Raw genomic sequence first — 26,662 nt, forward strand, 5'->3', positions numbered from 1 at the left:
CAGGTTACACAGAAGCGGGCCGTTATCGCGCCAGCATGATGTCATTGACGATCTGCTGGGAGGCAACCGCATCCTGACGCTCGATGGCCGCCAGTAATGCCGCGTTGCCATGCAGCTGGTCGCACAACCTCAGCAAGCGGGTGACGGTCGCGATATTGCTTTCCGCTTCCCGAATCGGGTCAAGGCCGCTGGCATCCGGGAACGTATCGAAGTAGTAGGCACCGCGGTAGCCGTCGCGCTGCATCTGCCAGAGAAACTCCAGCGTGGCGCGCGGATTGACCGAGCCGACCATCAGCCCGTCGTCGCGTTTGCCCCAGCCATCATTCAGGTCCAGCCCCAGCAACCGCGAGCGGCGTGCCACCATCGCGGCGGCGAAGGCCGGGATCTCATTGGCAAACAGCACGTGAGCAAAATCCAGAGTGATCCCCAGATTGGCGCAGCCCGCCTCTTCCACCGCCAGCAGACAGGTGGTGGCGTTGGGAAAGATGCTGTAGGCGCGCGGCTCGTTGGGCTTATATTCAATGCTGACATCCACATCCGGGGCGTACTCCGCCACCTCACGCACCGCGCTGACGGCATCCTCCCAGATCTTCTTATAGTCCGCCTGAAAGCAGTAATCGAAACCGTCCTGCCCCATCCACAGCGTCATCAGCCGGGAACCAAACTCCCGACCGGCGTCGATACCGCGTTTGGTCAGCTCGATCGCTTCGCGACGCACTCTGGCATCAGGATGAGTGAACGCGCCAATTTTGAACTGGGGCGCATCCCAGCGCATCTGCATCCCGTTGACCGCCAGACCCGCATCGCTGATCGCCTGGCGCAGCGTGGGAATGTCGCTGGTGAGATGCTGCGGATAGTTAAGATCGAGATGCGTCAGACCTTTAACCTTGCCTGCACGGGCCACCATCTGCAGTACCGAGGGCTTGCCCTGCTGGCCGGGCCAGTAGCGGTGCGCCCCCGAGGCGAAAGAGTTAAGACGGGTAGCAAATTTCAGTTCCGACATGAGCATCAATCCTTCAGAGTGCGTATTGTGAAGTACTTTTCATATTCACGATTAGTTGTGAAGTTATGGTTTACTCTACGCTTCGCGGCTCAATGCGCAAGTCGGACAGGCCAGGCAAATCGCTAAACCGCGAGCGCTGTCACGAAATAGTTTCGATACGGTATCATCGGTCTGGCAGGTTTTGCTGGAAGAATAGAAAGGTAATACAACGCGTTGTAATGCAGAGAGAGAGAGGGCGAATCGGGCGGACAGAAAAGTAAAAAAACTGAGCGCCCGTATGGCGCTCAGTCTCTGAGGTTACTTCAGGCGGAAAGCGACCACGCTGTCGCCCGCCGTGGTGCCGAGCGAGCCATGCCCCCCCGCCGCAATCACCACATACTGCCGGCCATCTTTACCCATAAAGGTCGATGGCGTGGCCTGCGCACCGGCACTCAGCTCCGTCTGCCACAGCAGTTCGCCGGTGGTGCTGTCGTAAGCGCGGAAGAAGTTATCCGCCGTCGCACCGTGGAACACCAGATCGCCCGCCGTCAGCAGCGGCCCACCGTGCGCCACCATGCCCATCGGGAATCCCAGCGGGAAGCGACCGGGCAGGAAACTGGTCTTCAGGTTTTTGGTGGTGCCGACGCGGCGCAGCCACGCGGTTTTACCGGTAGTGAGATCCACCCCCACCATCCGTCCCCACGGCGGCGCAATGCAGGGAATGCCCAGCCCGGAAGCCATCTGCTGAATATGGATCGCGTAGTCACCGTGGAAGTTCTCATTCCAGTATGGCGTGCCATCTTTGGTGAAGGTCCGCTGCGTTTCCGTTTCCGGCGTGCGTTTAATCAGGTTGTATTTGTAGGCCAGACGCACCGGGGTCGCTATCAGCATCTGACGCTGCGGATCGACAGCGACAGAGCCCCAGTTAAAGACACCAATGTTGCCGGGGAAGATCAGCGATCCTTTTTCCGTTGGTGGCGTCCACGGATTGCCATCATAGCGCAGCTCGCGGAACGTGATGCGGCAGGCCATCTGGTCAAACGGCGTAATGCCCCACATGGCGCTCTCCGTCAGCGGCTGCGGAATGAAGTTCAGGCCGGAAACCGGCTGGGTTGCCGCATACTGCTCGCCCGGGATACCGTCCGTGGAGACCTTCACCTGCTTAACCGGATAAACCGGCTCGCCGGTCAGACGGTTCAGCACAAACAGGTTGCCGGTTTTGGTCGGCAGGATCACCGCCGGTTGTGGCTTGCCCTGATAGCTGATGTCCACCAGCGAGGGCTGCGACGGATTATCGCGGTCCCAGAGGTCGTGGTTTGCGCTCTGATAACGCCATCTGAAAGCACCGGTTTTCAAATCCAGCGCCACCAGCGCATCACGGAATTTCTCGGTGTTGCTGGCCGGATCGCGAGCCGTGCCGACTTCATCCGGTGAAGCATTACCAAAGGGTACATAGACCAGGCCGTTCTTCAGGTCGGCGCTCAGGGTTGCCCAGGCGACCGGGGTATCCTGCGGATAGATGACCGCGTCAGCAACAGGCGCGCTCTTTTCCGGGTTAGCCGGATCGAAGTTCCACACCAGACGCCCGGTGACCGCATCATAGGCACGGATGACACCTGACGGATTGCCAGTGTTAAACCCGTTATCCATGACCGAACCGCCCACGATCACCAGATTACCGGCCACCAGCGGTGCGGCCGTCTGCATCAGTGCGTGCGGGCGCAGCTCGCCCATATTAGCGCGCAGATCCACCTCACCGTTGTTGCCGAAGTCAGCGCAGGGTTTGCCGGTGTCGGCATCCAGCGCCCGCAGGCGGGCATCGGTGGTGGCGTTAAAAATTCGCTTGCGGCAGAGGGCCGGTGCCCTTTCCGTCGCCTGCTGCGCCTGCTGACCGGCATCGAAGTAGCTCACACCGCGACAGGTCTGATGCTGCTGCAGCCAGGAGCGGTTTTTATCCGGGACGGCTTTCCATTTCACCGCCCCGGTTTCCGGGTCAAGCGCATGCACTTCGTTGTGCGGCGTACAGAAGTAGAGCATGCCATTAGCTTTCAGCGGCGTCGCTTCAAAGGTGTACTCGGTGGCATCGCCCTCCTGACGCAGATCGCCGGTGTGATAGGTCCACGCCACTTCCAGATTTTTCACGTTATCTTTGGTGATCTGTTTCAGCGCCGAAAAACGCTGACCCTCCGCTGTCCCGCCATAGGCGCGCCACTCCTCATCTGCGCCGCCGGTGACGGAGCTGTTTCGGGCTGTCGTGATGGTCCCCTGCTGCGGCAGCGGATCGTAGAAGCAGAGGCCGGCGACCAGCAGCAGCATCACAATAACCGAGCCGCCCAGGAAAGGATGAAAGCGGCGCTGTCCCTGAAACAGAGGACGTACCACCCAGGGCAGCGCCAGCCAGACGCCGAGCACCCCGAACAGATCCCCGCGCGGGATCCACTGCCACTTATCGAAGCCCACTTCCCGGATCATCCAGAACAGTGTGATCCACATCAGCAGCGCATAGAGTGTCAGCGCGCTGCGTTTTTTCATCCACAGCAGAACTGCGCTGAGCAGTACGCCCACACCCATCAGCGCATAAAATGCGCTGCCTCCTGCCAGCAGGAGTTGTCCTCCCATGTAAATCAGGGCAACAGCAAATATCGCCATGATTATACTGGTTATTTTATTGATCATGATCCTTCCTCGGGTCATTAGCGGCGTCAGAAACGTTAAACTTGAAACATAATTTCAACGAGATTTTAACTTACACATGAAATATGTAAAAACGTGTACAGACGTAAATCATTAATGAATTTTATTTAACCGCACCCGATCCAGACCGGTATTGCCGCTTTTTCTGCTGCCGGAAGGGACAATAACGCGATATTCATCACAATAAATTAACCTCAGGCCGCAGGTTATCGCACCTTTTGTTCAAAAGTGGAGAAATATCAGACAAGCCGGGCTTCAGTAACGCTCACTTATGCGTCATCGCTGAATTAAAAGGAGTGTCAAATAATCATAATGCTTTTTAATCCCTGTTCAGGGTTTAATCTTATTGCTGAAACTGGCAACGCGACTGTTCCGCATCTTTTATTTTCCAGCGAGCCCCGACTGGCGCAGCGCGAAATTATTTTTCGCCCGTTTATTCGGGAAAGACATTTATCACCGCCCTGTTTAACCGGCCGGAAAGCAATAATTAATACATTAATGCAGGAAGGCATTCCGGCGCTGAAAACGATTTCAGACTTTCCGCAGCCTGCCGATTAATTTACCTGTGATATATATCAGCATTATCTTTCCAGTTTATCCGGCCAGCAGGCAGGATTTTTTTTCATGCAGCAATAACTCAGGCAGGTAATTATGTCCGCATTGAATGCGATTTATCGCAAGCTTCGTTTTCCGTTTAAATTTATACACGCCGCAATTCGTTACCCTGCCGCCCAGGCACGGGTAAAACGTTATTCGGTTATGTCGATAGAAGAGACGATTGACCTGTTATTGCGTAATCCTCAATTATCGCTGGCCCGTTATGGTGACGGTGAACTGGAGATGACCTGGTATAAAAACATCGGCTTTCAGCCCTTTGATCCGAACCTCTCTGCGCGGCTCAAGGCCCTGCTGCAGCAGGAACCACAGGCCAACCCGAACTGTCTGGTCTGTCTGCCCGATGCCTTTCGCACCACCCGTAATATGCGCAGTGGATCGGCCCTGTTCTGGTTCTTCCATAAATCCTTTTATTTCAGGCATTATGATGCGCTGCTGAATAGTCAGTACCGCTATGGAAATACTTCCGTGACCCGCCCTTATCACGACTATAAAGGCAAACAGTTATCCCGGACGATATTTGATAAATTTAAACAGCTCTATAAGGGCCGCCGGGTATTAATTGTCGAAGGCAGCGGAACGCGTCTGGGATTAGGCAACGATTTACTGGATGGTGCCCTGGAGGTGAAACGTATTACCACGCTGAACCGTAATGCCTTTTCTGTTTACGATCGTCTTTTTGACACGGTATTAGCGCAGGCGGTCAGCTTTGATCTGGTCTTAATTTCATTAGGCCCGACCGCTACCGTGCTGGCTTATGATTTAAGTCAGCACGGCATTCGCTGTATTGATAGCGGACACGTTGATATTGAATATGAATGGATGCTGGCCAGCGCCACACATAAAATGAAAGTCGAAGGCAAAAACGTGAATGAGGCGGGCGTACTGCTGGGTGAACAGACCACGGTGGAAGATGCAACCTATCAGCAGCAGATCCTGCAGCACGTTGGCGAAATGCCACCGGCAAAGCCGGGTTCTGATGCCGCGGTGGTCGCGGTCGTGGTTCCCCTGCCGCACGTCAGCACGACTCACCATAACGCGGCCTGAGACTCCCCATCGGCAGGCAGTGACTGCACTGCATTGATGCGCAGGCGAATAATTAGCGCGATCACTGCCTGATGTGGCGGGCGGGCTCCCCGGCCCGCCGGGCTTTGCCGGACGATGCGCTTTTCCGGCATCAATTTTGCTTCAGCTCTCCTGAAACTATCAATCAGGAGAAGTGAGATGACACCCAGCCGTTACCGTTACACCATATTTTCACTGCTGTTCCTGATCGCGCTGATTAACTATATCGATCGCGGCGCCCTCTCATTTGCAGCCAACGCCATTGCGGCGGAATACCATTTCAGTAAGGTGCAGCTCGGCGCCGTGCTGGGCTACTTTGGCTTTGGCTATCTGTTTGGTTCGCTGTGCGGCGGGTTTCTGGCTGACCGCATCGGCACCAAAAAAGTCTGGCTGCTGGCGGGCGTACTCTGGTCGTTACTGGAGATCGCCACCGCCTGGGCGGGTGAGCTGGGGATGGCACTGTTTGGCGGCTCAGCCATTATGGGCTTTGCCGCCCTGCGCATTCTGTTCGGCTTTTCCGAAGGCCCGGCCTACGCGCTGATGAACAAGGCGATTGCCCACTGGGCACCCGACAACGAGCGTGGTTTTGCGCTGGGCATCGGCCTGCTCTCGACCCAGGTCGGCGCGCTGCTGACCGCCCCAATCGCCGTGGGCCTGCTGCTGCTGACCCATGACTGGCGCATGATGTTTATTCTGCTGGGGGTCTTTTCCCTGCTGGCGATGGCGCTGTTTGCCCGGACCTTCAGCGACAGCCCGGAAAAGAGCGCCGCCACCAATCCGGCCGAGCGCGCGCTGATCCACGCCGGGCAGCGCCGCAGCGCGGCCGACAGTGTGCCTCTGCCCTGGTGGCGCTTTTTCACCAGCCGGACGCTGGTCTGCAACGCGCTGGGCTATTTCTCCTTCCTCTACATCACCTTCACGCTGGTGACCTGGATGCCGAAATATCTGCAGGATAATTTCCACTACGATCTGCACTCGCTGTGGTACGTGGCGATGATCCCATGGAGCGGTGCCTGCCTGACGGTCCTGCTGGGCGGTCGCATCGCCGACGCGCTACTGGCGCGCTTCCATAACCTGCGGCTGGCGCGCAACCTGTTCGCCGCCGTGACGCTCTGCGGCACCGCCTGCTGCTTTATGGCGATCCCCTATATGCAGTCGGCCGCCGGCATTATTGCGCTGATGACCCTGGGCAACGCACTCAATGCGCTGGTGAATAATGTCTACTGGTCGGTGGTGATCGATGTCAGCCCGAAAGCCTCGGTAGGCACCTTCAGCGGCATGACGCTGGCGATTGCCAATCTGGCGGCGATTATCTCACCGATGCTGTGCGGCTGGCTGGCGGAGTATTACGGCTATAACGCGATGTTCACCGTGACGGCGCTTATCGCCTTTGGCAGCATGCTGGCCATGACGCTGCTGCAGCCGGAAAAACCGCTGGTGGCTGACGCCGGGAGCGGCACCGCGGACGTTTCTGCTGCCTGACAGGTCAGCCGTTGGGGCGCACCCGCACCATCTCAGCATGACAGTCAAAAAAGCCGCCCCTCAGGGCGGCTTTTTTTATCCCGCAGAGGGCGTGCCGCGGCGATCCCAGCGGCTGGCGACGAGCCATAGCAGTGCGGTGACACACCAGCCGATGATCCAGGAGACATCATTGCCGGCAAAAATCCAGGTCAGTGAACCATGGTGCAAAGGGTTGTCAATAAACGGCAGCTGCACCGCCACGCCCAGAAAGTAGACCACGATGCCGGTGAGGTTCCAGCGACCATAGCGTCCCTCGGGCCGGGAAAGTGCCGGGATATCGACGCGGCCTTTGGTAACGAGGTAGAAATCCGTCAGGCTGATGGCGCTCCAGGGCACAAAGAACGCCAGCAGAAAGAGCAGGAAGTGGGTAAAGGATTTCAGAAAGGCCGGTTCACTGAGCAGAGCGATGACGCAGGCCAGCGTGACCATCAGCACCACAAACAGGATGCGCCCGCCCTGGCTCAGCGTCGTTTGCTGCCGAAAGCCAGAGACAATGGTGGTCAGGGACATGAAACTGCCGTAGGCATTCAGCGTGGTAAAGGTGATCTTGCCAAAGCAGATCGCGAAATAGATCACCATCGCCATCGTGGCCGTGCTGCCCAGACTCACAATGTAGCCGACCTCATTGCCTGAAAACGCGCTGCCGGCAATCGCGGCCACGATCACCCCCAGCGTCATCGACGCCTGGGTGCCCAGCACGGTGCCAAAAAAGACGGCACTGAAGAGTTTCTTCGCGGAAACCTGCGCGGGCAGATAGCGGGAATAATCGGAGACGTAGGGACAGAACGCGATTTGCCAGGAGGAAGAGAGGGAAACCGCCAGCAGAAAATTTGCCAGGGTAAAGTGCCGGTTCTGCCACACCGCCGATAAATCATGGGTTGTGAACAGGGTAATGAAGAGATAGGCAAAGGCTGCCACGCCAATCACGCTCGCCAGTTTTCCCAGCTGATGAATGACGCGATAACCCAGTACTGCAATGACCACAATCAGGACGCTGAACACCACCATGCCGGTGGCGTTGCTGACGTGAATCAGTCTGGCCAGCGCCTGTCCCGCTAATACCGTCCCGCTGGCTGAAAAGCCCACATACATAATACAGACCAGCACCAGCGGGATCACGGCACCAAAGACGCCAAACTGCATACGGCTGGTAATCATCTGCGGTAAGCCCAGGCGCGGTCCCTGAATCGCATGCAGGGCCATGATCCCCGCCCCTAAGATCTGACCCACCAGTAAACCGGCCAGCGACCACACCACATCGCCACCCAGTACGACAGCCAGCGCACCCGTCACGATCGCCGTAATCTGCAGATTGCCGCCAAACCAGAGTGTGAACTGACTGAAGGGATGACCGTGACGCTCCTGCAAGGGAATGTAATCAATCGAGCGGGTTTCCGACAGGCGCGGTTTCTCTGCGCCTGGATAGTCTGATACAGAGGGTTTGACCGACATAGAGTCCTCGCTGGAACAGTGAGAGATGCGTTGAGTAAAAAGGGATCAGTCAGTAAGACGGTTGAAGATACATGTCTATACATGTATTGATGGTGTCATGCGCACCGGAAAGTTACAAGGCAACCTGTCATTCGAAAATGTGATGATAACGACAGGTCCGCCAGGTCGATTATCCTTCCGCGATGACCCGCTGACGATGGCGGAACAATTTCAGCGCATTCTGCTCACTACTCTCCGTGCCGCTGGCAGAACGCGTCGATATCGCCGTGCTGAAAGTCAGGCAGGTTCGCCAGCAGTTTCTCCAGCGGCCAGTTCCACCAGGCTATGCGCTGCAGGCGGGTGGCAATCGCAGGGGTAAAGCGCATCCGCAGCGGACGCGCCGGCACCCCCCCCACCACGCTGTAGGGGGCGACATCTCTGGTCACCACCGCGCCCGCCGCCAGCACCGCACCGTCACCGACGGTCACGCCGGGCAGCACAATCACCCCATGCCCGATCCAGACATCATTGCCTATCACCACCCGGTCGGCCCGGCGGGCGGCAAAGAAGCCCTGATCGCGGCGGGCGCTGGCGTGATAATACTCCGGGCAGTAGGTAAAGCGGTGCTGTGAGGCGCGATCCATCGGATGATTCGGCGCGCCGATGCGCACCTGATTCGCGATGGCGCAGAAGCGGCCCACGCGGGTATCCGCCAGGCAGCAGTGTTCGCCAACATAGGAGAAGTCACCCAGCTCGCTGTATTCCAGCAGGCTGTGCGCCAGAATTTCACACTGCTGTCCCACGGTGGTTTCCCGCATCCGCACACTGTCGTCGATCCAGGTGTGCGCAAGCCGGGCAGGCATAACGGCGGCAAGAGACATATTCGTTCCGGTCAGGTAAGCCACGCCCCGCTGGCGTGCTTTTGTCGCCCCACCTTACCCGCTGCGCATGACAGAGAATTGACAAAGAAAAAAGGCGGAGTGGTTAGCTCCGCCTTGTTTCAAGTTCCGGTTAACCTGCGTGACCGGTCAGTTGCATAAGGGCAACGATGATCTGCAAGATGACCCGGATAAGATCCAGAATCAGCTTAGTCAGTTCCATCACTTTCCTTCTCCTTTTACAGGAGCGCGCTGTTCGGCAACCAGGGCTTTGACTCTACCCGCCGGGCGCCTAAGCACATCTTTGTGGAGAGGGCTGAGCGGCACTCAAGGTTAAAGCCACAGGCCAGCACCACCTGATACCTGCCGGGATTTTAAAACCGTGCCCCTGGGAGCGGCCAGTCGACAATGAGGCGAGGCTCAACACTCAACACATGTATAAACATACAGTATTTTGGCGAAACTTGAAATCCTTAGCCGCACATTTTACAATCTGTTCTGTGGAGAGTGCTGAGCACCCCGTTCGCAGCGCGGTTACCAGCCGGGTAGCGAACAAAAAATAAAGGATTTGGCGCGATGCCAAATCCTTTTTTTATGCCTGCTTTCCGGCAGTGAAAACGGACCCGTCCGGGTTACCTGGCGGCGCTGACTCGCCAGATGGTGTTCCCTGCGTCATCCGCAATCAGCACACCCCCCTCTCTGTCGCTGGCGAGACCCACCGGCAATCCCCGCACCTGCTTTTGATCATCCGTCAGGAAGCCCGAGACCACCGTCTGCGGCTGCCCCACCGGTTTGCCGTTCTCAAATTTCACCCACACCACTTTGTAGCCATTCAGCGGTGTCCGGTTCCAGCTGCCGTGTTCACTGATAAAGGCACCGCCACGATACTGCGGCATGTTATCTGCGCCATAGAAGAGCAGACCCAGCGGAGCGACATGTGAGCTCAGGGCGTAATCGGGTTTGATCGCCTTCGCCACCAGATCGGGACGCTGCGGTTCGGCGCGGGTATCAACATGCTGACCAAAGTAGCTGTAGGGCCAGCCGTAGAACCCTTTATCCTGCACCGAGGTCATGTAGTCGGGCACCAGGTCTGAGCCGATTTCATCACGCTCATTGACGATAGCCCAGAGTTTGCCGCTCTGAGGTTCCCACTGTAAGCCGGTTGGATTGCGCAGCCCGCTGGCAAAGATGCGGCTGGCGCCGGTGGCGGCATCCACTTCCAGCACCGCGGCACGGCGATACTCTGCGCCAATGCCGTTCTCGGTGACGTTACTGTTGGAACCGACCCCGACATAGAGCTTGCTGCCATCGGGGCTGGCCAGCAGCGCCTTGGTCCAGTGGTGGTTAATCGGGCCGCCCGGCAGTTCGGTCACCTCTTCCGGCGCGGTGCGAATCTCGGTTTCCCCTTCGCGATACGGGAACTTCACCAGGCTGTCCGCATTAGCGACATAGAGCGTGTTGCCAATCAGCTGCATGCCAAACGGGGAATGCAGATTCTCAATAAAGCGGTGCTGCTCCCATTTGCCGTTCACCTTGCGCAGCAGCGTAATCCGGTTGCCACCTGCACCGCCCTTACCTGAGGCTTTCTGTACGATGCCCATGATGAGCTGCTTCGGCCGGGTCGTCGGTTTGGCCGGGCCGTTTGATTCCGCCACCAGCACGTCGTCGTTCGGCAGGACATAGACCTGACGCGGATGCTGCAGATTGTCAGCGATCTTTTCAATCTTCAGCCCGTCAGCCACTATGGGCATCTCACCCGCCTTCCAGGGCGTGCCTTCCGGCACCTGCATCGGCGGCATAAAGAAACTCTTCGCCTTTGGCAGTTCAGGATTCGGACCGGTCTGCTTCTGGGGGTCGATTTGTGCGCCATCATCACAGCCTGCCAGCAGGGCTGCCAGGGTCAGCGCGAGCAGCGTTTTATGCGGTATCTTCATGGTGGCTCCTCCTTAAGCGCTACGCTGACGTAACGCAAGTTGCACATTCGCCAGCAGCAGCAGCGCCACCACCAGCGTCGAAAGCGTCACGCCCAGCGGGATCACCGCGGCGGCATCACGGCTGTGAATAAACGCATTAACGACAGCGATCACAACCGCCACCAGCCAGAGCCAGAAATGGCTCTTCTCCGCACTGTCACTGCCGCGAAACAGATAAACCAGCGCGATGAGTCGCGGCACAATGGCCAGAATCAGTCCCAGCGCAATCAGCCAGCCTGCGGCGTCAGTCCAGAACTGCACAAAGGTCTGACTGTAGAAAATGTCGAACAGCCAGGCCGCAACAAAAAAGCCCAGCGGCACCGGTTCCAGCAGAGCGTACAGCGTCACGGCAAAGGCCGATCTTCCCGAGGTATTGCGCATGTTTCTCTCCATTTTTAGCGTGAATGCGGACGACGACACGTCATGCTGCTCAGAGCAAACGAGGCCGCGCCTGTAAAAGGTTAGTAAATCTGAAGGGAAAGAGCGGGTTTATTCGGCGGGAAGTGTAATGCTGGCGATGACATCCCTGTCATCGCCGGTCAGTCAGGGTTTATCTGCGGGCAACGTCACCCAGTAGCCTGGCTGGTAAGGCAGCGGCAGGAACTTCTGATGAAATTCGCGGAACGTTGCGTCGGGATCGAGATCGGCAAAGAGATCGGGATGCAGCCACTTCGCCAGCGCCTGGATAGCCACAAACTGATAAGGACTGTCGTAGAACTGATGCCAGATCGCGTGGACGTTGCCATTGTGCGCCACCGGCAGGGTTTTAAACGCATCGCGCATCATCAGCGCCTTCAGACGCGCCGTCGCCTCGGTCACATTGGCGCCCGGCCCGACGCCGACCCATTTGCCCACGGTATTGTAGTTCTTCCAGTTGGCCCCGGTGACCACCACCACATCGGGTTGACTGGCGATGATCTGCTCCGGGTTCACGGTGCCGAAGGTGCCGGGGATAAGATCTCTGGCAATATTACGTCCGCCCGCTATCTCCACCATCTGACCGAAGTTCTCATTACCAAACGACATGCAGCACTCATCGCTGTAGCCACCGGCGCGGTCGATCATCACTTTCGGGCGATAGCCGGTAAAGTTCTTCAGCCGCGAGGTGACCCGCTCAATCTGCTGCTGACGGAACTGGATGATCTCCTGCGCCCGCGCGGGTTTGTTCACCAGTTCGCCCATGATGCGGATACTTTTCTCGGCGTTCACCATCGGCGCTTCACGGAAATCGATAAACACCACTGGCACACCGACCGCCTGCAGTTTTTCTGTCAGCTTGCCTTCATCCGTGGCCGCTTTCGATTCCAGATTCATCAGCACCAGATCGGGCTTCAGGGTTAACGCCTGCTCAATGTTAAAGGTGCCATCTTTCGCCCCGCCAAAAGTCGGCAGTTTCCTGATTTGCGGATAGCGTTTCTCATAAGCCTGATAGCCGTCCCAGTCTGCCTTGTGGAGATCGTCCCGCCAGCCGATGACCCGCTTAAAGGGCGCGTCGGTGTCAAAGGCTGCCAGCAGATAGATCTGACGCCCCTCACCCAGAATGATGCGCTTCGCCTCCTGCGGCACCTCAACCTGACGGCCTGCGACATCAGTAATCATTTTGGCCGACGCCATTCCTGACAGCGTGAGCATCCCCAGTGCGAAAAACCATTTTTTCATTGTAAAAACCCACACAGATGATAATGAGAATTATTAATGTAAAGCGGCGTTACTATCACTTAAATCAGCGATCAGGGGAAGAGCGTGAATGAAAAGTTTTTTGCCGTCATGTGGAGTGGATTTACGTCTGAACAGAGAAAAAAATTTCTGAAAAGGGTTGTCGGATAACTGAATGATTAGCCGGGATTTCCTCTGCATCCCGCGCTGCGCTTAGGCCCGGGTTAAAAATCAATCCATCCCATTCCTGTACAAAATAAGGATCGCTGTATAAGTTTAATAGCAACACCAGTGCATTTTTTAACCCGAAACAGGACAATAATATGCCGATGCAAAACACCCTGACCCTGCCGGTCAATCCCACTCTCCCGACCCAAACCGGGTTCAGCTCCTCTTTTGCTGCCTCTGAACAGGACAAACTGAATTTCCTGATCGAGGAGTTACTGGAAGCGGGCAAGGAAAAAAGCTGCATGGAACTGCTGCGCTATCTCGCCTCCGCAGACAGTGCCGAAGAAGAAGCGTGCTGCCGTGAACTGCTGACCATGCTGATGGCGCGGAAATGATGTCTGCTCGTTTTTGTTCCCGCTCCGCGCTCCTCTCTCTGCTTCTCGCCTGATTCCTCTCCGGGTTCAGGCGCAGATCGCTCTGCCTCCTCCCCGCCCGTAAACCTCGATCTCATTCAGCCAGACCCTTGTCTGCATTATCCGGATATGCCGGATGCGTGGGTTTGTCACATCTGTCCGCGACCAGAGCAGCCGCGCTTATTTCGTTTCCGGCCGAAGCATTAACATCCCCCGCCCGCTATTTTCCGGCTATCAACCCCAAGGAGAAGCGCAATGATTGCCGTACTATTTGAAGCTGAAGCCCTGCCGGAACACCAGATGCGTTACAGGCAGCTGGCGGCGGACCTTAAACCGCTGCTGATGGAAAACGAAGGATTTATCTCTCTGGAGCGTTTTCAGAGCCTGACCGATGAGAAAAAAATCCTTTCACTCTCCTGGTGGCGCGATGAAGAGTCGATCAGGGCCTGGAAGCGCAATCTGTGCCATCAGACTGCCCAGCGCGAAGGCCGTGAGACGCTTTTTGCCGCTTATCATCTGCGCATCGTCACTCTCGTCAGAGAATATGCGTTTAACCCGGGAGAAATGTAATATGTTCGACATTCATGTGATCCTGCAGAATAGCCCGGGCACGCTCTCCCGGCTTACCACGCTGCTGGGCGATCAGGGAATTGGACTGGAAGGCGGTGGCATGTTCTCGTCCGGCACACTGAGCCACGCCCATTTTCTGGTGGCAGAGGGTGAACGGGCCCGAAGGGTGCTGGAAGCGGAAGGGATCGCGGTTGAAGCCGTCCATGTTCCACTCATCCGCCGGCTCCCTCAGCAGCGTCCCGGCGAACTGGGTGCCATTACCACACGCCTGGCCGCAGCCGGGATAAATATCCTGGTGCAGTACAGTGACCACGCCAACCGGCTGATCCTGATCACCGACAACAACCTCTCAGCCGCCGGGCTGACTACAGAATGGGCCGTATCCTCCGATGGCAACACCGCAACCCCATAATGCCCCCGACGACAGTGACGCGCTGGAAAACGCCATTGCCGGTGTCGCCGCCGCGATGGCCGATCCCTCGCGGGTCAGGATGCTGTCAGCGCTGATGGATGGACGCGCATGGACGGCCACGGAGCTCAGTGCCGTCACGGATGTCGCGCCCTCCACCGCCAGCGCACATCTGACCCGGCTGATGAATAGCGGGCTGATCGTGTGCCTGGCGCAGGGCCGTCACCGTTATTACCGGCTGAATGGCAGTGATATCGCCACGCTGATTGAGAACATGATGGGCGTGTCGTGGCAACGGATTGCCGCCCCTGAGAGCACAGCGCCACGCGCGCTTCGCACCGCCCGCACCTGTTATGACCATCTGGCAGGTGAAATTGCGGTGCAGATCTATGCCTCACTGGTGCATCAGGGCTGGATCACGCCCGAAGGCAGCGCGGTCACGCTTCACGGCAGACAGCAGTTTCTGGCATTGCAGATTGACCTGTCACAACCCGGACGGCGCAAAGCGTGCTGTGGGTGCCTGGACTGGAGTGAGCGGCAGTTTCATCTCGGGGGCTACGCGGGCGCCGCGCTGCTGACCGGCTTTGAACAGCAGGGCTGGCTGACCCGGCAGGCAGGCTATCGGGAAGTGGCTTTCACCGTGGCGGGGCTCCGCCATCTGCAACAGGTTTTCGGTGTCACCCCGCGTTAACGCATAACATGACCTGACCGTTTTTTCCTGCCGCCAGCCACCTTCTGGCGGCACGACAACCGGCGCATCCCCTGCCAGAACCTATAACACGCCTATGAATCCTGTCACATTTCCGCAAACTCACGCCAGCACCGGTAACAGAAGCGGTAAAAACGCACGGCTGTCCAACCTTCTGAATCGTAAGCCTTTAAATTGATAACGTCGGGCAATCATGCGGCTGACACATCAATTGATTCTCATTTTGCACTTATTTAGCGCCGGGCGCTGATCCACTCTTCAGTCACAGGCGCGGCAAAAAGCGTCATACCTTACTGGAGCTTCTGATGCAGACCACCTCACCCATGACTCACCGCGCCAGGATTGGCGCAATTTTCCGTGTGACCTCTGGCAACTTCCTCGAACAGTTCGATTTCTTCCTGTTCGGTTTCTATGCCACCTATATCGCTCACACCTTCTTTCCGGCCAGCAGTGAGTTCGCCTCCCTGATGATGACCTTTGCCGTGTTTGGGGCTGGCTTCCTTATGCGCCCTATCGGCGCGGTCGTGCTGGGAGCCTACATCGATAAGGTCGGCCGTCGTAAGGGACTGATCGTCACGCTCTCGATTATGGCGGCGGGCACCTTTCTGATCGTGCTGATCCCCTCCTACCAGAGCATTGGCCTGTGGGCGCCGCTGCTGGTGCTGATCGGCCGCCTGTTGCAGGGCTTCTCGGCCGGTGCGGAGCTGGGTGGTGTGTCGGTCTATCTGGCCGAGATCGCCACGCCGGGCCGCAAAGGCTTCTACACCAGCTGGCAGTCAGGCAGCCAGCAGGTAGCCATTATGGTCGCTGCCGCGATGGGCTTTATCCTCAACGCCGTACTGGCAGAAAGTGAAATCCGCGAGTGGGGCTGGCGTATTCCCTTCCTGTTTGGCTGTCTGATCGTGCCGTTTATTTTCGTGCTGCGCCGCAAGCTGGAAGAGACGCAGGAGTTCAACAATCGTCGCAGCCATCCCGAAGTGAAGCAGGTGTTCCGTATTCTGCTAGCCAACTGGCAGGTCGTGATTGCCGGCATGCTGATGGTCGCGATGACCACCACCGCGTTTTACCTGATCACGGTTTACGCCCCGACCTTTGGCAAGAAAGTGCTGCTGCTTAGCGCCTCTGACAGCCTGCTGGTGACGTTACTGGTGGCGGTATCGAACTTTATCTGGTTGCCGATCGGCGGCGCGCTCTCCGACCGCTTTGGCCGTAAGCCGATCCTGGTGGCGATGACCCTGCTGGCGATGGCGACCAGCTATCCGGCGCTGAGCCTGCTGGCGGCAGCCCCCGGCTTCTCAATGATGCTGGGCGTGCTGCTGTGGCTTTCGATGATCTACGGTCTCTACAACGGTGCGATGATCCCGGCCCTGACCGAAATCATGCCGGCTGAAGTGCGCGTCGCGGGCTTTTCACTGGCCTACAGCCTGGCGACTGCTCTGTTCGGCGGCTTTACCCCGGTGATGTCCACCGGCCTGATTGAGCTGACCGGCGATAAAGCGTCGCCCGGCTACTGGATGAGCTTTGCGGCTGTCTGCGCCCTGCTGGCCACCCTCTACCTCTATCGCCGTACCAGCCGTGCGTTATCCCACGCCGGTAAGACCTTTAGCTGAGGAACTGAGAATGAAATCTGCTTTACTGTTAATCCCCCTGTTGCTGGGCAGTGCCGGTGCGCAGGCCAAAGAACTGACGGTGATGATCTCCGGCGGGTTTAAAGCGGCCTGGGATACCCTCTCGCCCCGCTTCGCCCGGCAGGAAGGGATCACCCTCCATACGGTTGCCGGTCCGTCGATGGGCAAGACTCCACAGGCGATCCCGGCGCGACTGGCGCGCGGTGAGCCGGCCGATGTGGTGATTATGGTCGGCGACGCGCTGACCGGACTGGAGAAAAAGGGTGAGACGCTGCCGGGTTCCCGGGTAGAACTCGCCGACTCGCGCATCGGCGCGGTCATCAGACAGGGGGCGACACCGGTTAAGATCGGCAGCGAAAGTGAACTCCGCACCACCCTGCTGAAGGCCGGTTCCATCGCCTATTCCGACAGCGCCAGCGGCAAATATGTCAGCAGCCAGCTTTTCAGCCGGCTGGGTATTGAGGATCAGGTCCGGAATAAAGCCGTGAAGGTTGAGCGCATTCCGGTGGCGTCAGAGGTGGCGGCCGGGAAATACAGTATCGGGTTTCAGCAGGTGAGTGAGTTGCTGCCCGTGCCAGGCGTCACCTTTATTGGGGAGCTGCCGGCGAAGCTGCAATACACCACCCGCTTTGCCGGTGCCGTGGTGCGCACCTCCGGGCAGCCGGATGAGGCGAGTAAGCTGCTGCACTGGCTCGCGTCGCCGGAAAACCAGAAGGCCGTGCTGGCCAGCGGACTGCACAGCGTGACGGCCTCAAAACCGGTCAGAGAAGCTGATACTGTTCAGTAATCAGGTTTTCCAGTTCGCCCGCGATATGCGACAGCATCCGGCCATTTTTGCGCAGCAGACCGATGGTGCGTTTCACCTCCGGGTCGGTTAACGGCACGCCCGTCAGCAGGGCGTGATCGTAACCCGGCATCGACATGGCGGGGACGGCAGCAATGCCGAGCCCCGCCTCAACCATCCCCAGCATGGTCGTGACGTGCCGGGTTTCGCAGACACAGGGCTTCTCCGGCACGATCGCCTGCAATGCCTGATCCAGCAGATTGCGATTACCGGAGGTCTTATCCAGCCCGATCCACTCATACTGATAAAACGCCTGCCAGCTCAGACTCTTTTTTCCGGCAATCGGATGATCGCGCCGACAGGCCGCCACGTAAGGGTCCTCCCTCAGCGGCTGAAAATGGACATCCGGCTGCGAACGGCTGGAGAAGCTGATGCCGAAATCCGCCTGCCCGCCAATCACCGCGTCATAGACATTGGCCGCACTGCTGTCGATCAGTTTCACCCGCACTCTGGGGTAGCGCACCTGAAACAGCCGGATGATATTGGGCATGAAGTAGTAGGCCGCTGACGGCACGCAGGCGACCGTAATCAGCCCGGTGCGGGCCAGGCTGACCTCACTGAGATCGGCCATCACCTCTTCGAAGTCTGTCAGCAGCTTGTCTGAGCGCTGCGCAAACGCGTGCCCTTTCAGCGTCAGCGTTACGCGGCGCGTGGTGCGCTCAAACAGTTTGATCCCCAGTGTGGTTTCCAGTTTATCGATCCGGCGGCTCAGCGCCGACTGGGAGAGACAGATCGATTCCGCCGCCAGGCGAAAGTTACCAAACTCCACCAGCGCGCGAAACGCGTAGAGATCGTTGAGATCGAAGTTAACCGGCATAGTCCTTCTTTAGTCGCTTTTAGTGGTTTAGCCAGCCATTATAATACGCGAATTTTGTAGCTAAGTTGTTAAAATATATTGAAGCTTGTTAGCTTTATTTTGTTTTTTTAAAAAGGCCCGCCGAAGCGAGCCTGTCTGGGTAAGATTCACTCCTGTGAACCCCTCATAAAATAGAGAGCCAGGTCTTTCAGAATTGACACCCCACCGTAAGAGCAAAATAAAATCACAAAAAATTTTGCGGTTTCACAAGGCAAAAAACCCAGCCATCCATCATGAGGAAATATATTCACTGATGTTAACAGAACACCTGATGATAATATCCCAGGTATAATACAGGCGTTTTTTACCCTTTTTCTATGCCAGGGACATTATCCGCCATAGTATTTCCCCGATCCGTCTCTGTTACCAATGGCACCTGCAAACCTTTCCAGATTTTCTTCACATAAAAATTCCATTTCAGACCCTCAAGTTAAAGATTTACTTTAGTCGTGATGAACAATAGTGCACTTTTTTATATCACTCAAGAAAAATAAAATCGAAACGATCCGCTCACTGAAAATGAATGTTAAATAAAATAATAAAATTGTTTATTTATATGAAAATTAATCAAAGAATGCCTCTACCAATAATAAATTAAGCATCACATGCTCTGCTTCCACACTCGCAACTCTTACCCTGAGAGCCCAGCATTAGCTTTTCAACAAATATTCAGTCTCAAATTCCATAACGGTCAGAGACGTTTCACTCCTATGCTCATGCGGCTGAAAGTTTTTATCAGGCGGACACTGATTCAGCACAGCCGTAGCCGGAGGAGTTTTTTCATTCCGGCATAACGGAAGGCTCAACCTGATGCAGAAAACGTCCGGGATAATCGGGGACAATCGCATGCTGGCTGCTGTAACGGCCAAACAGCCTGTAGCGATTTAACGCGATGCGGTCATAAGCAAAGTTACTGAGGGTGTCGGGGAAGTGACGCAGCACCGCCAGCCCGCGCCACGGCAGAGGGAGATGCTGCATAACGCGGAACACCGCCTGCGCCCGTAGCCAGTGCTGGTCACCTTTAATGTAGACAATGGTGCTGATCTTCTCTTCCGGCAGTCCGGCCCAGCGCAGCAGCGCCTTGCCCTGCTCGCTCTGCACCGAGGCAAAACGAACCTGCCGCGCCAGCCGGTGGCGCAGCAGAAACTGAACCCAGCCGTTACACAGCTTACAGACGCCGTCATAGAGCACGGCGCTTTCACCGGTTTGCAGATAGGGGGGTGATGTCATCCTGCCGCTCCTCACGTCGCTCATGATGAGCTGAAGTGTAGCGGGTTCTGGTCAGCTGATGTTGCAGCCAGTGAATAACGGCCGTGTCGTCCCGGGCGCAGGCGTCAGTCTCACAGACCGGCCCCAGCGCCATCGGCCTGGCCTGACGCGCCAGCTGGCGCAGCTCCGGCAGATACTCGGCGCCGGGATGTCCCGGCAGCCGCTGCGACAGCCGTGCCTGATAGCGCGCCACCGCCACCTCCGGATCAATCTTCAGCCACAGCTCAAGCGCCTCCTCCACGCCGGCCTGTTTCAGCCCCTGCTCCAGCAGCGCACGCGGCTGAAACCCGAACCAGGCGTCGATCAGCCAGATCTGACTGGCCGGTGCCTGGCCGACGATGTTCCAGATCGCCTGGTAGGCCGCGCAGCCCAGCTGCCGGTTTCGCGCGCGGTCGACCGGAGTAAAGCAGCGCATAAACGGCTCTTTGAGCGTGTCGAGCGTCAGCACCGGCCAGCCAAAATGGTGAGAGAGCGCCTGCGTCAGGGTACTTTTACCCGACGCCGGGATGCCGTTCACCAGCACCACCCGTTTTACCGTATTTGTCAGCGTCATAAGATATCGATGACCTCCGCTGCGCTGCTGGCCTGACGTAACCTGACCAGCGTCTCCTCATCCTCCAGCAGCGACACAATGGCCCGGATCCCCTCTTCGATGTGCGCGTTACTGTCGCGCGCACCAAACATGATCACAATGTCCGCCTTGTCACTGCCCGCAAAGGAGATCGGTTCCTTCAGCAGGATCAGACTGAAACAGTCGCGGATCACCCCCGCTTCCGGTCGCGCATGAGGAATGGCAATTCCCTCCTCAAAGACATAGTACGCGCCATGCGTCAGCGTATTGGCAATCACCGCCTCCGAATAGGAGGCGTGAAGATAGCCGCCGCTGACCAGCGGAGCCGCGGCCAGGGCGATAACCTGACGCCAGTCCGTGGCGTCAATGCCGGTCTGAATGGCGTCGGCCTCCTGTAATAACTGCTTAATGGTCATCCGCTCTCCTCAGATCGACTGGCGAACCACATTGCGCAGTTCATCTATTTTGACAAACAGCGCATCGATTTCATTGCGGTAGCGAGGGCTTTTCGCAAATAAGCTTAACGCCCGATTATATTCCAGCATTAATTCTTTCTGCGTTGCGCCATCGCGCGGATTAATAGCCAGCTGCTGCTCCAGCTGCGTTATTTTGCCGCGGCTGAGTTCCGCCAGATGGTCCTGCTGCTGCGGGCTGACCGGTTCACCCGCCGGTGACTTTTTCAGAAATCCAAACATAGGCTCTCCTGCCCCGGATTATTTCAGGGGTTCAGTTAAGGCATGAAAATAAAAACGTTACGACTGACTGATAACCGATCCGGCGATCAGCGGAATAACTGCATCTTCTCCACCAGCACGTTGGTCACCGCGTCATTTGCCGGCACCAGGAAATTACGCACGCTGTCATTGACCTTGCCTTTTTCAAAGGTCGATTTGCACTGTGCCACCCACTGAACGTTCATTTCCGTTCCGACGTTGACCTTTTCAATCCCGCTGCTCACCGCCAGCCGCATATCTTCGTCGCTGACGCCGGTGCCGCCGTGCAGAACCAGCGGCGTGCGGGTGGCCGCCGTAATATCGGCCAGCCGCTGATGCTGAATGTGCGCCTTGCCGGTGTAAAGCCCATGCACGGTGCCGATGGAGATCGCCAGCATATCGACGCCGGTTTCCTCCACGAAGCGACGCGCATCCTCCACCGGCGTAAAGGCAATCGCCTCCATCTCCAGGCTTTTGCCATCCTCCGAGCCGCCAATCGCCCCCAGCTCCGCCTCGACCGAGACGTTGTGCGGTCGCGCCATATCGATCACCCGACGGGTGTTGGCAATATTCTCCTCAATCGGCAGATGAGAGCCGTCATACATGACAGAGCTGAAGCCGGCATCGATCGCCGTCTGAATAGCCGTCAGATCCGAGCAGTGATCGAGATGCAGACACGTCGGCACGCCGGTGCTCTCTGACAGCGATTTAATGGCGTCGACCAGCAGCTTATGGCCGAGATATTTCGCCGTACCGGTGGAGATCTGGATCATTAACGGGCTGCTGGTTTTCTCCGCCGCTTTAAAATAGGCGGGCAGCATCTCCAGACAGTGCAGATTAAAAGATCCCACCGCTTTAAAGTCACGCTGTTTAGCCAGCTGAAGCAGGTCGGCGAAATTATAAAGTTTCATGGATTTTTTCCTCGTGAGGTCGGGTGGATTTGCCATTAACAAACCAGGCAAGCGCGGTAACAAAGGCAATAAACAGGGCGACGAACAGCCAGTTGTTCTGGAAAGCGTGGCCGAGTACCAGTCCGGTACTGATGACGTCGGAATCGCTGAAGGTCACGCCAGTGAAGCCGTAGCTTTCCAGCATCGGCACCAGGATGGCGGGCAGGAACGTGATAAAGAGGCCGTGAACAAAGCCGCCGATCATCGCGCCGCGCCGCCCGCCCATGGCGTTACCAAAGACCCCGGCGGTGCCCCCGGCAAAGAAGTTGGTCAGCAGACCCGGCAGGATCATCGCCAGACCCATCATCGGGAAGAGAAGCATGCCGACGATGGAGCCGAGCGTGGTGGCGAGGAAGCCGACAATCACCGCATTAGGGGCGTAAGGAAACATCACCGGACAGTCCAGCGCCGGTTTCGCATCCGGCACCACCCGCATGGCGATACCGCGGAACGCAGGCACCAGCTCGTTTAGCAGCAGGCGAACGCCGCTGTAGAGCACAAACACCCCGGCAACAAACTGAATCGACTGCATAAAGGCGTACATCAGGTAGTTCATGCCGTTGCTGTACTGAGCGATGAAGGCCGGACCGGCGGCCAGGGCGGGGATCAGATACATCGGCACCATCACCAGCGCCATCGACAGATAGGTGTCCTGCAGAAACTTAAAGTTATCCGGCAGCTTCAGATCTTCGGTTGAGCGGGAGCCTTTGCCGACCACTCTGGCGACCGCAGCCGTGACCAGATAGCCAATGGTGCAGAAGTGACCCAGCGCGACATCATCCGACTCGGTAATGCGCCGCACCACCGGCTGCGCCAGCGCAGGCATGATGACCGCCATGATGCCGCCGAAGATGCCGCCGGTCAGGATCAGCGGCAGGCCGGTCAGTCCCGCTTTGTAACCGATGACGGCGCCGATCGTCGCCATCCAGAGCAGTGCCTGTCCCGTCAGGAAGATGTACTTAAAGGGCGTCAGGCGCGCGATGATGATGTTGACGATAAAGATCGCCAGCAGCGTCAGCGCCACTTCCGACCCCAGCTCACGGTTTGCCAGCCCGGCAATGGCGGCCACATCGGTGATATAACCGCGCATGCCGAAGCCGTGGGTAAAGATGGTATTCAGGAAGGTCAGCGTGCCGACAATAATATTGATACCCGCCATCATAATTAAAAATCCGAGCAGGGTTTTAAAGGTGCCTTCCATCACCTTCCCTGCCGATTTTTTTTGCAGCAGCAGACCGATAAGGGCAATAAAGGCGATCAGAATCGATGCCTGTCCCAGCAGATCTTTGACCAGAAAATCAATCACACTATTCATGGGCGGCGACCTTCAGGTTGCGTTCTTTTAAAAAAGCCAGGATCTTCTGCTCTATTTCCGCTTTATCGGTGAGCCGGTTAAGAATAATGACCCGTTTAATCTGCTCTGGCGTGGCATCCGCATTTAATACATCGGCAAAGGCTTTTTGCGTCAGGATCATATCTGACTTAAAAGCATTCGCTTCTGAAATGGTGGTGTGATCGATATCTGCCTCAATTTCCAGTTTTTTTAAAACGGCCTTTGCGCTCATCTCAATGGCAAAACTGGAGCCTAATCCACAACCACAGACACATAATATTTTCAGCATGTTCTTCTCCTCACACGATGTTGAGTTGTTTAGCGAGTTTGTAATAGTGCCCGTCAATATCGACCAGGCGTTTTTGCATGCTTATTAAATCAATCGGGATCGGTTTATTGCTGCCGTTAATAATGACCGCTTTATTCCGCATGCCTGACTGAATACAACGCACCACCTCACTGGCCATAATGGTGCCCTGATAAATCTCTTCGCAGGTGGGGTCACCATTACGCAGTCCGTAACCGAGAATGGTTTTACGGATCCGAACGCCAATCAGGGGTTCAAGCTGTTTGATTAAGGTGTCGATAGCGCCCTGAAAACCGGGCGAATATTCCCGGGTGTAACCTTCTGAACAGAGAATCACCACGCTGTTCTGCTGTTCCAGCCGCCGGGTAATGCGCTGCGCCAGCTGCGGCACCGGGATCTGGCACTCCGGGATCAGCGCAACATCCGCGTTGGCTTTAATCGCGGACTGCAGGGTCAATTCACCGCAGTAGCCGCCGAGCAGCTCCACCATAAATACCCGGCCCGGTAAGGCGCGCCCGGTATTACGCAGCTTCGCCACCTCTTTTAAGACCTGCTCGCAGGCGGTGGAAAAGCCCAGGGTGTAGTCACTGCCGAAAACATCGTTGTCGATGGTCATGCCGACACCAAAGCAGTTCACCCCGCTCTGTGAGAGCGTGTGAAGAAACTGCAGCGATCCGTCGCCGCCCGCCAGAATCAATACGTCAATCCGGGCGTTTTTCAGCTGGCGTGCAATCAGCTCGTACTCGCTCTGCACCAGTTTTTTTTCGGTGCGTCCCGACTGGATGACCGGAATCGCGGCGATGGAGAAGTCCAGCAGATCGCGCTGGCTGATTTCACGGTGGTTATTGGCCAGCAGGCCGGGAATGCCGCCGTCAAATATCACCATCCCGGCCTGGGTCAGACGGCCAATCTGAAAAACAAAATTATTAATCCCGGTGACATCGCCGCCACTGATGACCATTCCAATCCGCATCATCCTCTCCTCGCTGGCTGAAACTGCTGAGGGTCATTCTTCCGGTAAGCGGAGTTGCACTTTGCAGGTGAGGTCACATTTATGAGCGGTTTTTCGCTGGCCGGAATATTGACAGCGGGTTGTGAGGCGTATGATTTGTGATGTGAGTCACGCTATTCCGACTTATTACGCCTGAGACGAATCGATATAAATCATCGGGTTAGCGTGCGGGCTGGCGGGATGGAGAGAACGGCGGAAAAAGCCGGAATCAGGCGAGACAGTGACGTTGCGAATTTGTGACTTTCACCTCATTTTTCCCGGTTTCGCCGCCGGCCGGCGGATAAAGGGATGCCGATATCCCCTGCGCATCGTCATGTTAATCAGATTCAGCATCGCTGTTGCGAACAGGTAACACTCTTCTGTATAACGAATAAAGCCGACAGAAAATGCAGCAGAAGCATGATGATTTGTAAGGAGAATCGTGCACCTTATCTTCGGCGAGGCGGACGCCTCCTCTGTCCGACGCTGCTCTCCCGCACCCCCGGCCTGACAGTCAGCCGGTTTGTCATCAACGCCTTTGATCAGGATAAGACGCATGGAAATCAGTATCCGCACCCCGCTCATTTACTCCCTGCCACTCAGTCAGCACAGCGGGAGCCATGTCTGGCTGAAAATGGAATCAGCGCAGCCGACCGGATCATTTAAGCTCCGGAGTGCGGCCCACATCTGCCGCCATTACGCCGCGCATGGCGCAAAAGCCTTTATCAGCTCCTCCGGCGGCAATGCGGGTATTGCCGTGGCCCACAGTGGCCGCCGGCTGGGACTGCCGGTCACGGTGGTGGTGCCTGAAACCACCTCGGCGCGCGCCAGACAGCTTATTGAACAGGAAGGCGCCAGGCTCATCGTCCACGGCAGGGTCTGGAGTGAAGCGAATGCGTATGCCCTGTCGCTGGCGACAGCGGAGAATATCTATATTCACCCCTTTGACAACCCGCTGTTGTGGGACGGCATCAGTACGCTGGTGGATGAAGTGATCGACGAAGGGCTGCGTCCGGATGCCGTCATCCTGTCGACAGGCGGTGGCAGCCTGCTCTCCGGCGTGATGCAGGGACTGGAAAAACATCAGCTCGGCCATATTCCGGTTTATGCGGTGGAAACAGAGGGAACCGCCTCCCTTAACGCCGCGCTGAAGGCGGGCGAGCGGGTCACGCTGGAGAGCGTCAGCGGCATTGCCACGACGCTGGCGGCCAGCCAGGTGTGTGAAAATGCGTTTACGGTGGCGCGCCGTTCAGACGTCCGGGGAATGGTGGTGACCGATGATGAAGCCGTGAACGCCTGTCGCCGCTTTCTGGACGATCATCGTGTTCTGACAGAACCTGCCTGTGGCGTGTCGCTGTCGATGCTCTATGACGGGAAGATTAGCTTTAAGCCGGAAGAGAAGGTGCTGGTTATCGTCTGTGGCGGGGCCTCTGTCACGCTGGAGAGCCTGCAGGGCTGGCTGACAGCGTGAGAAACGTGGCGCAGCCGCACGGGCTGCGCCGCCAGCCTGTTACTTCGCGTAGGCTTCGGTAGACAGGGTCAGGGTGACCTCGTCGCTGACTGCTGGCACATATTTATCCAGTTTGAAGTCAGAGCGTTTGATGGTGCCGGTGGCATCAAAACCAATCGCCTGCTTCTTCACCATCGGATGTTCGCCCTGCTTGTTCAGCCTAGCGTGCAGCGTAACCGGTTTGGTGATCCCTTTCAGGGTCAGGTTACCTTCAACATCAAATTTGTTGTCGCCTTTCGCGACCACTTTGGTGCTGTGGAAGGTGGCCGTCGGGTATTTCGCGGTATCGAAATAGTCCGCGCCTTTGAATTCTTTCGTCAGTGCCGCAACGTGGCTGTCGATTTTGCTGACCGGCAGGGTCACGTCAACGCGTGAAGCTTCCGGATGATCTTTGTCAAACACCAGCGTACCGGTGGCATCCGGGATATCCGCGGTCGGGTTGGAGAAGCCGAAGTGGTTCCAGGCAACGATGACGGACGTATGCTCAGGGTTCAGCTGGTAGTGCATCGCCTCAGCCTGGGACAGGGGAGCATACAGGGTCGCAGCGGCTAACAGGGGCAGTGCAATACGTTTAAAGTTCTTCACGGTCAATTCCTTATGCGGACA

Annotated in this window: 27 protein-coding genes; 10 read left to right on the forward strand and 17 right to left on the reverse strand. The window is 57.0% G+C overall.

All coding sequences use genetic code 11. The annotated features are described in order from the left end of the window. Positions 1–22: 22 nt before the first annotated feature. Together S7A_RS09945 and S7A_RS09950 are read right to left on the reverse strand one after the other, a co-directional pair. Positions 23–1,003 (reverse strand): TIM barrel protein, encoded by a 981-nt coding sequence (locus S7A_RS09945; protein ID WP_009090225.1) that lies wholly within the window; start codon positions 1,001–1,003, stop codon positions 23–25. Positions 1,004–1,300: 297 nt separating this feature from the next. After that, positions 1,301–3,658 (reverse strand): membrane-bound PQQ-dependent dehydrogenase, glucose/quinate/shikimate family, encoded by a 2,358-nt coding sequence (locus S7A_RS09950; protein ID WP_009090226.1) that lies wholly within the window; start codon positions 3,656–3,658, stop codon positions 1,301–1,303. 330 nt (positions 3,659–3,988) lie between these two features. Here S7A_RS09950 and S7A_RS09955 point away from each other — a divergent pair, with 330 nt between their 5' ends. From S7A_RS09955 to S7A_RS09965, 3 genes are all read left to right on the forward strand, one after another. Next, positions 3,989–4,234 carry a hypothetical protein gene (locus S7A_RS09955; protein WP_009090227.1) on the forward strand — a complete coding sequence of 82 codons (246 nt, stop codon included), beginning with the start codon at positions 3,989–3,991 and terminating at the stop codon, positions 4,232–4,234. Between the two features lie 93 nt (positions 4,235–4,327). Further along, a complete protein-coding gene (locus S7A_RS09960) occupies positions 4,328–5,338 on the forward strand; it encodes a GT-D fold domain-containing glycosyltransferase (RefSeq protein ID WP_009090228.1) in 1,011 nt (336 codons plus the stop codon). A 177-nt stretch (positions 5,339–5,515) separates the two neighbouring features. Continuing rightward, on the forward strand, positions 5,516–6,838 hold the full coding sequence (locus S7A_RS09965) for an MFS transporter (RefSeq protein WP_009090229.1): 1,323 nt from the start codon (positions 5,516–5,518) through the stop codon (positions 6,836–6,838). 75 nt (positions 6,839–6,913) lie between these two features. Here S7A_RS09965 and S7A_RS09970 read toward each other — a convergent pair whose 3' ends face one another. The 5 genes from S7A_RS09970 to S7A_RS09990 all read right to left on the reverse strand — a co-directional run bounded on the left by S7A_RS09970 (position 6,914) and on the right by S7A_RS09990 (position 12,818). Continuing rightward, positions 6,914–8,329: a cytosine permease gene (locus S7A_RS09970; protein WP_009090230.1), complete on the reverse strand. Its 1,416-nt coding sequence runs from the start codon at positions 8,327–8,329 to the stop codon at positions 6,914–6,916. Positions 8,330–8,556: 227 nt separating this feature from the next. Continuing rightward, positions 8,557–9,189 carry a DapH/DapD/GlmU-related protein gene (locus S7A_RS09975; protein ID WP_009090231.1) on the reverse strand — a complete coding sequence of 211 codons (633 nt, stop codon included), beginning with the start codon at positions 9,187–9,189 and terminating at the stop codon, positions 8,557–8,559. A gap of 629 nt (positions 9,190–9,818) precedes the next feature. Next, positions 9,819–11,120 (reverse strand): sorbosone dehydrogenase family protein, encoded by a 1,302-nt coding sequence (locus tag S7A_RS09980; protein WP_009090232.1) that lies wholly within the window; start codon positions 11,118–11,120, stop codon positions 9,819–9,821. Between the two features lie 12 nt (positions 11,121–11,132). Then, complete coding sequence (locus tag S7A_RS09985) at positions 11,133–11,540, reverse strand: DUF2231 domain-containing protein (protein WP_009090233.1); 408 nt, start codon at positions 11,538–11,540, stop codon at positions 11,133–11,135. A 162-nt stretch (positions 11,541–11,702) separates the two neighbouring features. Then, the gene (locus S7A_RS09990) at positions 11,703–12,818 is read right to left on the reverse strand and encodes an ABC transporter substrate-binding protein (RefSeq protein ID WP_009090234.1); all 1,116 of its coding nucleotides are present in this window, start codon (positions 12,816–12,818) and stop codon (positions 11,703–11,705) included. A 320-nt stretch (positions 12,819–13,138) separates the two neighbouring features. Between S7A_RS09990 and S7A_RS09995 the strand changes: the two genes are divergently transcribed. The 6 genes from S7A_RS09995 (at position 13,139) to S7A_RS10020 (ending at position 17,499) form a co-directional block, all read left to right on the forward strand. After that, complete coding sequence (locus tag S7A_RS09995; protein WP_009090235.1) at positions 13,139–13,378, forward strand: hypothetical protein; 240 nt, start codon at positions 13,139–13,141, stop codon at positions 13,376–13,378. A 273-nt stretch (positions 13,379–13,651) separates the two neighbouring features. After that, entirely contained in the window at positions 13,652–13,966 is a 315-nt protein-coding gene (locus tag S7A_RS10000) for an antibiotic biosynthesis monooxygenase (RefSeq protein WP_009090236.1), read from the forward strand. A gap of 1 nt (position 13,967) precedes the next feature. Beyond that, positions 13,968–14,378 carry an amino acid-binding protein gene (locus S7A_RS10005; protein ID WP_009090237.1) on the forward strand — a complete coding sequence of 137 codons (411 nt, stop codon included), beginning with the start codon at positions 13,968–13,970 and terminating at the stop codon, positions 14,376–14,378. Continuing rightward, positions 14,356–15,066: a helix-turn-helix transcriptional regulator gene (locus tag S7A_RS10010; protein WP_009090238.1), complete on the forward strand. Its 711-nt coding sequence runs from the start codon at positions 14,356–14,358 to the stop codon at positions 15,064–15,066. Before S7A_RS10005 ends, S7A_RS10010 begins: the two co-directional genes overlap by 23 nt. A gap of 320 nt (positions 15,067–15,386) precedes the next feature. Continuing rightward, positions 15,387–16,694, forward strand: a complete 1,308-nt coding sequence (locus S7A_RS10015) for an MFS transporter (protein WP_276047101.1) — start codon at positions 15,387–15,389, stop codon at positions 16,692–16,694. A 10-nt stretch (positions 16,695–16,704) separates the two neighbouring features. Then, entirely contained in the window at positions 16,705–17,499 is a 795-nt protein-coding gene (locus S7A_RS10020) for a substrate-binding domain-containing protein (protein WP_009090240.1), read from the forward strand. Here S7A_RS10020 and S7A_RS10025 read toward each other — a convergent pair. The 9 genes from S7A_RS10025 to S7A_RS10065 all read right to left on the reverse strand — a co-directional run bounded on the left by S7A_RS10025 (position 17,474) and on the right by S7A_RS10065 (position 24,528). Further along, entirely contained in the window at positions 17,474–18,373 is a 900-nt protein-coding gene (locus tag S7A_RS10025) for a LysR family transcriptional regulator (RefSeq protein WP_009090241.1), read from the reverse strand. The genes S7A_RS10020 and S7A_RS10025 overlap by 26 nt on opposite strands. 819 nt (positions 18,374–19,192) lie before the next feature. Continuing rightward, positions 19,193–19,642, reverse strand: coding sequence for a thiol-disulfide oxidoreductase DCC family protein (locus S7A_RS10030; RefSeq protein ID WP_009090243.1), 450 nt, complete (start codon positions 19,640–19,642; stop codon positions 19,193–19,195). Further along, positions 19,611–20,234, reverse strand: a complete 624-nt coding sequence (locus tag S7A_RS10035; RefSeq protein ID WP_009090245.1) for an AAA family ATPase — start codon at positions 20,232–20,234, stop codon at positions 19,611–19,613. The genes S7A_RS10030 and S7A_RS10035 overlap by 32 nt, the downstream gene beginning before the upstream one ends. Then, entirely contained in the window at positions 20,231–20,668 is a 438-nt protein-coding gene (locus S7A_RS10040; protein ID WP_009090247.1) for a PTS sugar transporter subunit IIA, read from the reverse strand. Before S7A_RS10040 ends, S7A_RS10035 begins: the two co-directional genes overlap by 4 nt. Positions 20,669–20,677: 9 nt before the next feature. Beyond that, complete coding sequence (locus S7A_RS10045; RefSeq protein WP_009090249.1) at positions 20,678–20,947, reverse strand: hypothetical protein; 270 nt, start codon at positions 20,945–20,947, stop codon at positions 20,678–20,680. Between the two features lie 86 nt (positions 20,948–21,033). Beyond that, positions 21,034–21,876 (reverse strand): class II fructose-bisphosphate aldolase, encoded by an 843-nt coding sequence (locus tag S7A_RS10050; protein ID WP_009090250.1) that lies wholly within the window; start codon positions 21,874–21,876, stop codon positions 21,034–21,036. Beyond that, positions 21,863–23,230, reverse strand: coding sequence for a PTS sugar transporter subunit IIC (locus S7A_RS10055; RefSeq protein ID WP_009090252.1), 1,368 nt, complete (start codon positions 23,228–23,230; stop codon positions 21,863–21,865). Before S7A_RS10055 ends, S7A_RS10050 begins: the two co-directional genes overlap by 14 nt. After that, positions 23,223–23,537, reverse strand: coding sequence for a PTS sugar transporter subunit IIB (locus tag S7A_RS10060; RefSeq protein WP_009090254.1), 315 nt, complete (start codon positions 23,535–23,537; stop codon positions 23,223–23,225). Before S7A_RS10060 ends, S7A_RS10055 begins: the two co-directional genes overlap by 8 nt. A 10-nt stretch (positions 23,538–23,547) precedes the next feature. Next, the gene (locus S7A_RS10065) at positions 23,548–24,528 is read right to left on the reverse strand and encodes a 6-phosphofructokinase (RefSeq protein WP_009090256.1); all 981 of its coding nucleotides are present in this window, start codon (positions 24,526–24,528) and stop codon (positions 23,548–23,550) included. Positions 24,529–25,102: 574 nt separating this feature from the next. Between S7A_RS10065 and S7A_RS10075 the strand changes: the two genes are divergently transcribed. Continuing rightward, positions 25,103–26,017: a pyridoxal-phosphate dependent enzyme gene (locus S7A_RS10075; protein ID WP_009090259.1), complete on the forward strand. Its 915-nt coding sequence runs from the start codon at positions 25,103–25,105 to the stop codon at positions 26,015–26,017. Between the two features lie 39 nt (positions 26,018–26,056). Here S7A_RS10075 and S7A_RS10080 read toward each other — a convergent pair whose 3' ends face one another. Continuing rightward, on the reverse strand, positions 26,057–26,641 hold the full coding sequence (locus tag S7A_RS10080; protein WP_009090261.1) for a YceI family protein: 585 nt from the start codon (positions 26,639–26,641) through the stop codon (positions 26,057–26,059). Between the last annotated feature and the right edge of the window lie 21 nt (positions 26,642–26,662).

It is taken from the genome of Pantoea sp. Sc1 (assembly GCF_000255315.1).
GTDB classification, from domain to species: domain Bacteria; phylum Pseudomonadota; class Gammaproteobacteria; order Enterobacterales; family Enterobacteriaceae; genus Pantoea; species Pantoea anthophila.

What these genes read in the sequence shown, in the direction of transcription:
- S7A_RS09980 (WP_009090232.1), bottom strand. Translation starts at nt 11,120, where the DNA reads ATGAAGATACCGCATAAAACGCTGCTCGCGCTGACCCTGGCAGCCCTG.
- S7A_RS09965 (WP_009090229.1), top strand. Translation starts at nt 5,516, where the DNA reads ATGACACCCAGCCGTTACCGTTACACCATATTTTCACTGCTGTTCCTG.
- S7A_RS10030 (WP_009090243.1), bottom strand. Translation starts at nt 19,642, where the DNA reads ATGACATCACCCCCCTATCTGCAAACCGGTGAAAGCGCCGTGCTCTAT.
- S7A_RS10075 (WP_009090259.1), top strand. Translation starts at nt 25,103, where the DNA reads ATGGAAATCAGTATCCGCACCCCGCTCATTTACTCCCTGCCACTCAGT.
- S7A_RS09950 (WP_009090226.1), bottom strand. Translation starts at nt 3,658, where the DNA reads ATGATCAATAAAATAACCAGTATAATCATGGCGATATTTGCTGTTGCC.
- S7A_RS09985 (WP_009090233.1), bottom strand. Translation starts at nt 11,540, where the DNA reads ATGCGCAATACCTCGGGAAGATCGGCCTTTGCCGTGACGCTGTACGCT.
- S7A_RS09960 (WP_009090228.1), top strand. Translation starts at nt 4,328, where the DNA reads ATGTCCGCATTGAATGCGATTTATCGCAAGCTTCGTTTTCCGTTTAAA.
- S7A_RS10050 (WP_009090250.1), bottom strand. Translation starts at nt 21,876, where the DNA reads ATGAAACTTTATAATTTCGCCGACCTGCTTCAGCTGGCTAAACAGCGT.
- S7A_RS10000 (WP_009090236.1), top strand. Translation starts at nt 13,652, where the DNA reads ATGATTGCCGTACTATTTGAAGCTGAAGCCCTGCCGGAACACCAGATG.
- S7A_RS09955 (WP_009090227.1), top strand. Translation starts at nt 3,989, where the DNA reads ATGCTTTTTAATCCCTGTTCAGGGTTTAATCTTATTGCTGAAACTGGC.
- S7A_RS10005 (WP_009090237.1), top strand. Translation starts at nt 13,968, where the DNA reads ATGTTCGACATTCATGTGATCCTGCAGAATAGCCCGGGCACGCTCTCC.
- S7A_RS09995 (WP_009090235.1), top strand. Translation starts at nt 13,139, where the DNA reads ATGCCGATGCAAAACACCCTGACCCTGCCGGTCAATCCCACTCTCCCG.
- S7A_RS10055 (WP_009090252.1), bottom strand. Translation starts at nt 23,230, where the DNA reads ATGAATAGTGTGATTGATTTTCTGGTCAAAGATCTGCTGGGACAGGCA.
- S7A_RS10010 (WP_009090238.1), top strand. Translation starts at nt 14,356, where the DNA reads ATGGCAACACCGCAACCCCATAATGCCCCCGACGACAGTGACGCGCTG.
- S7A_RS09990 (WP_009090234.1), bottom strand. Translation starts at nt 12,818, where the DNA reads ATGAAAAAATGGTTTTTCGCACTGGGGATGCTCACGCTGTCAGGAATG.
- S7A_RS10060 (WP_009090254.1), bottom strand. Translation starts at nt 23,537, where the DNA reads ATGCTGAAAATATTATGTGTCTGTGGTTGTGGATTAGGCTCCAGTTTT.
- S7A_RS09975 (WP_009090231.1), bottom strand. Translation starts at nt 9,189, where the DNA reads ATGTCTCTTGCCGCCGTTATGCCTGCCCGGCTTGCGCACACCTGGATC.
- S7A_RS10035 (WP_009090245.1), bottom strand. Translation starts at nt 20,234, where the DNA reads ATGACGCTGACAAATACGGTAAAACGGGTGGTGCTGGTGAACGGCATC.
- S7A_RS09945 (WP_009090225.1), bottom strand. Translation starts at nt 1,003, where the DNA reads ATGTCGGAACTGAAATTTGCTACCCGTCTTAACTCTTTCGCCTCGGGG.
- S7A_RS10065 (WP_009090256.1), bottom strand. Translation starts at nt 24,528, where the DNA reads ATGCGGATTGGAATGGTCATCAGTGGCGGCGATGTCACCGGGATTAAT.
- S7A_RS10040 (WP_009090247.1), bottom strand. Translation starts at nt 20,668, where the DNA reads ATGACCATTAAGCAGTTATTACAGGAGGCCGACGCCATTCAGACCGGC.
- S7A_RS10045 (WP_009090249.1), bottom strand. Translation starts at nt 20,947, where the DNA reads ATGTTTGGATTTCTGAAAAAGTCACCGGCGGGTGAACCGGTCAGCCCG.
- S7A_RS10020 (WP_009090240.1), top strand. Translation starts at nt 16,705, where the DNA reads ATGAAATCTGCTTTACTGTTAATCCCCCTGTTGCTGGGCAGTGCCGGT.
- S7A_RS10025 (WP_009090241.1), bottom strand. Translation starts at nt 18,373, where the DNA reads ATGCCGGTTAACTTCGATCTCAACGATCTCTACGCGTTTCGCGCGCTG.
- S7A_RS09970 (WP_009090230.1), bottom strand. Translation starts at nt 8,329, where the DNA reads ATGTCGGTCAAACCCTCTGTATCAGACTATCCAGGCGCAGAGAAACCG.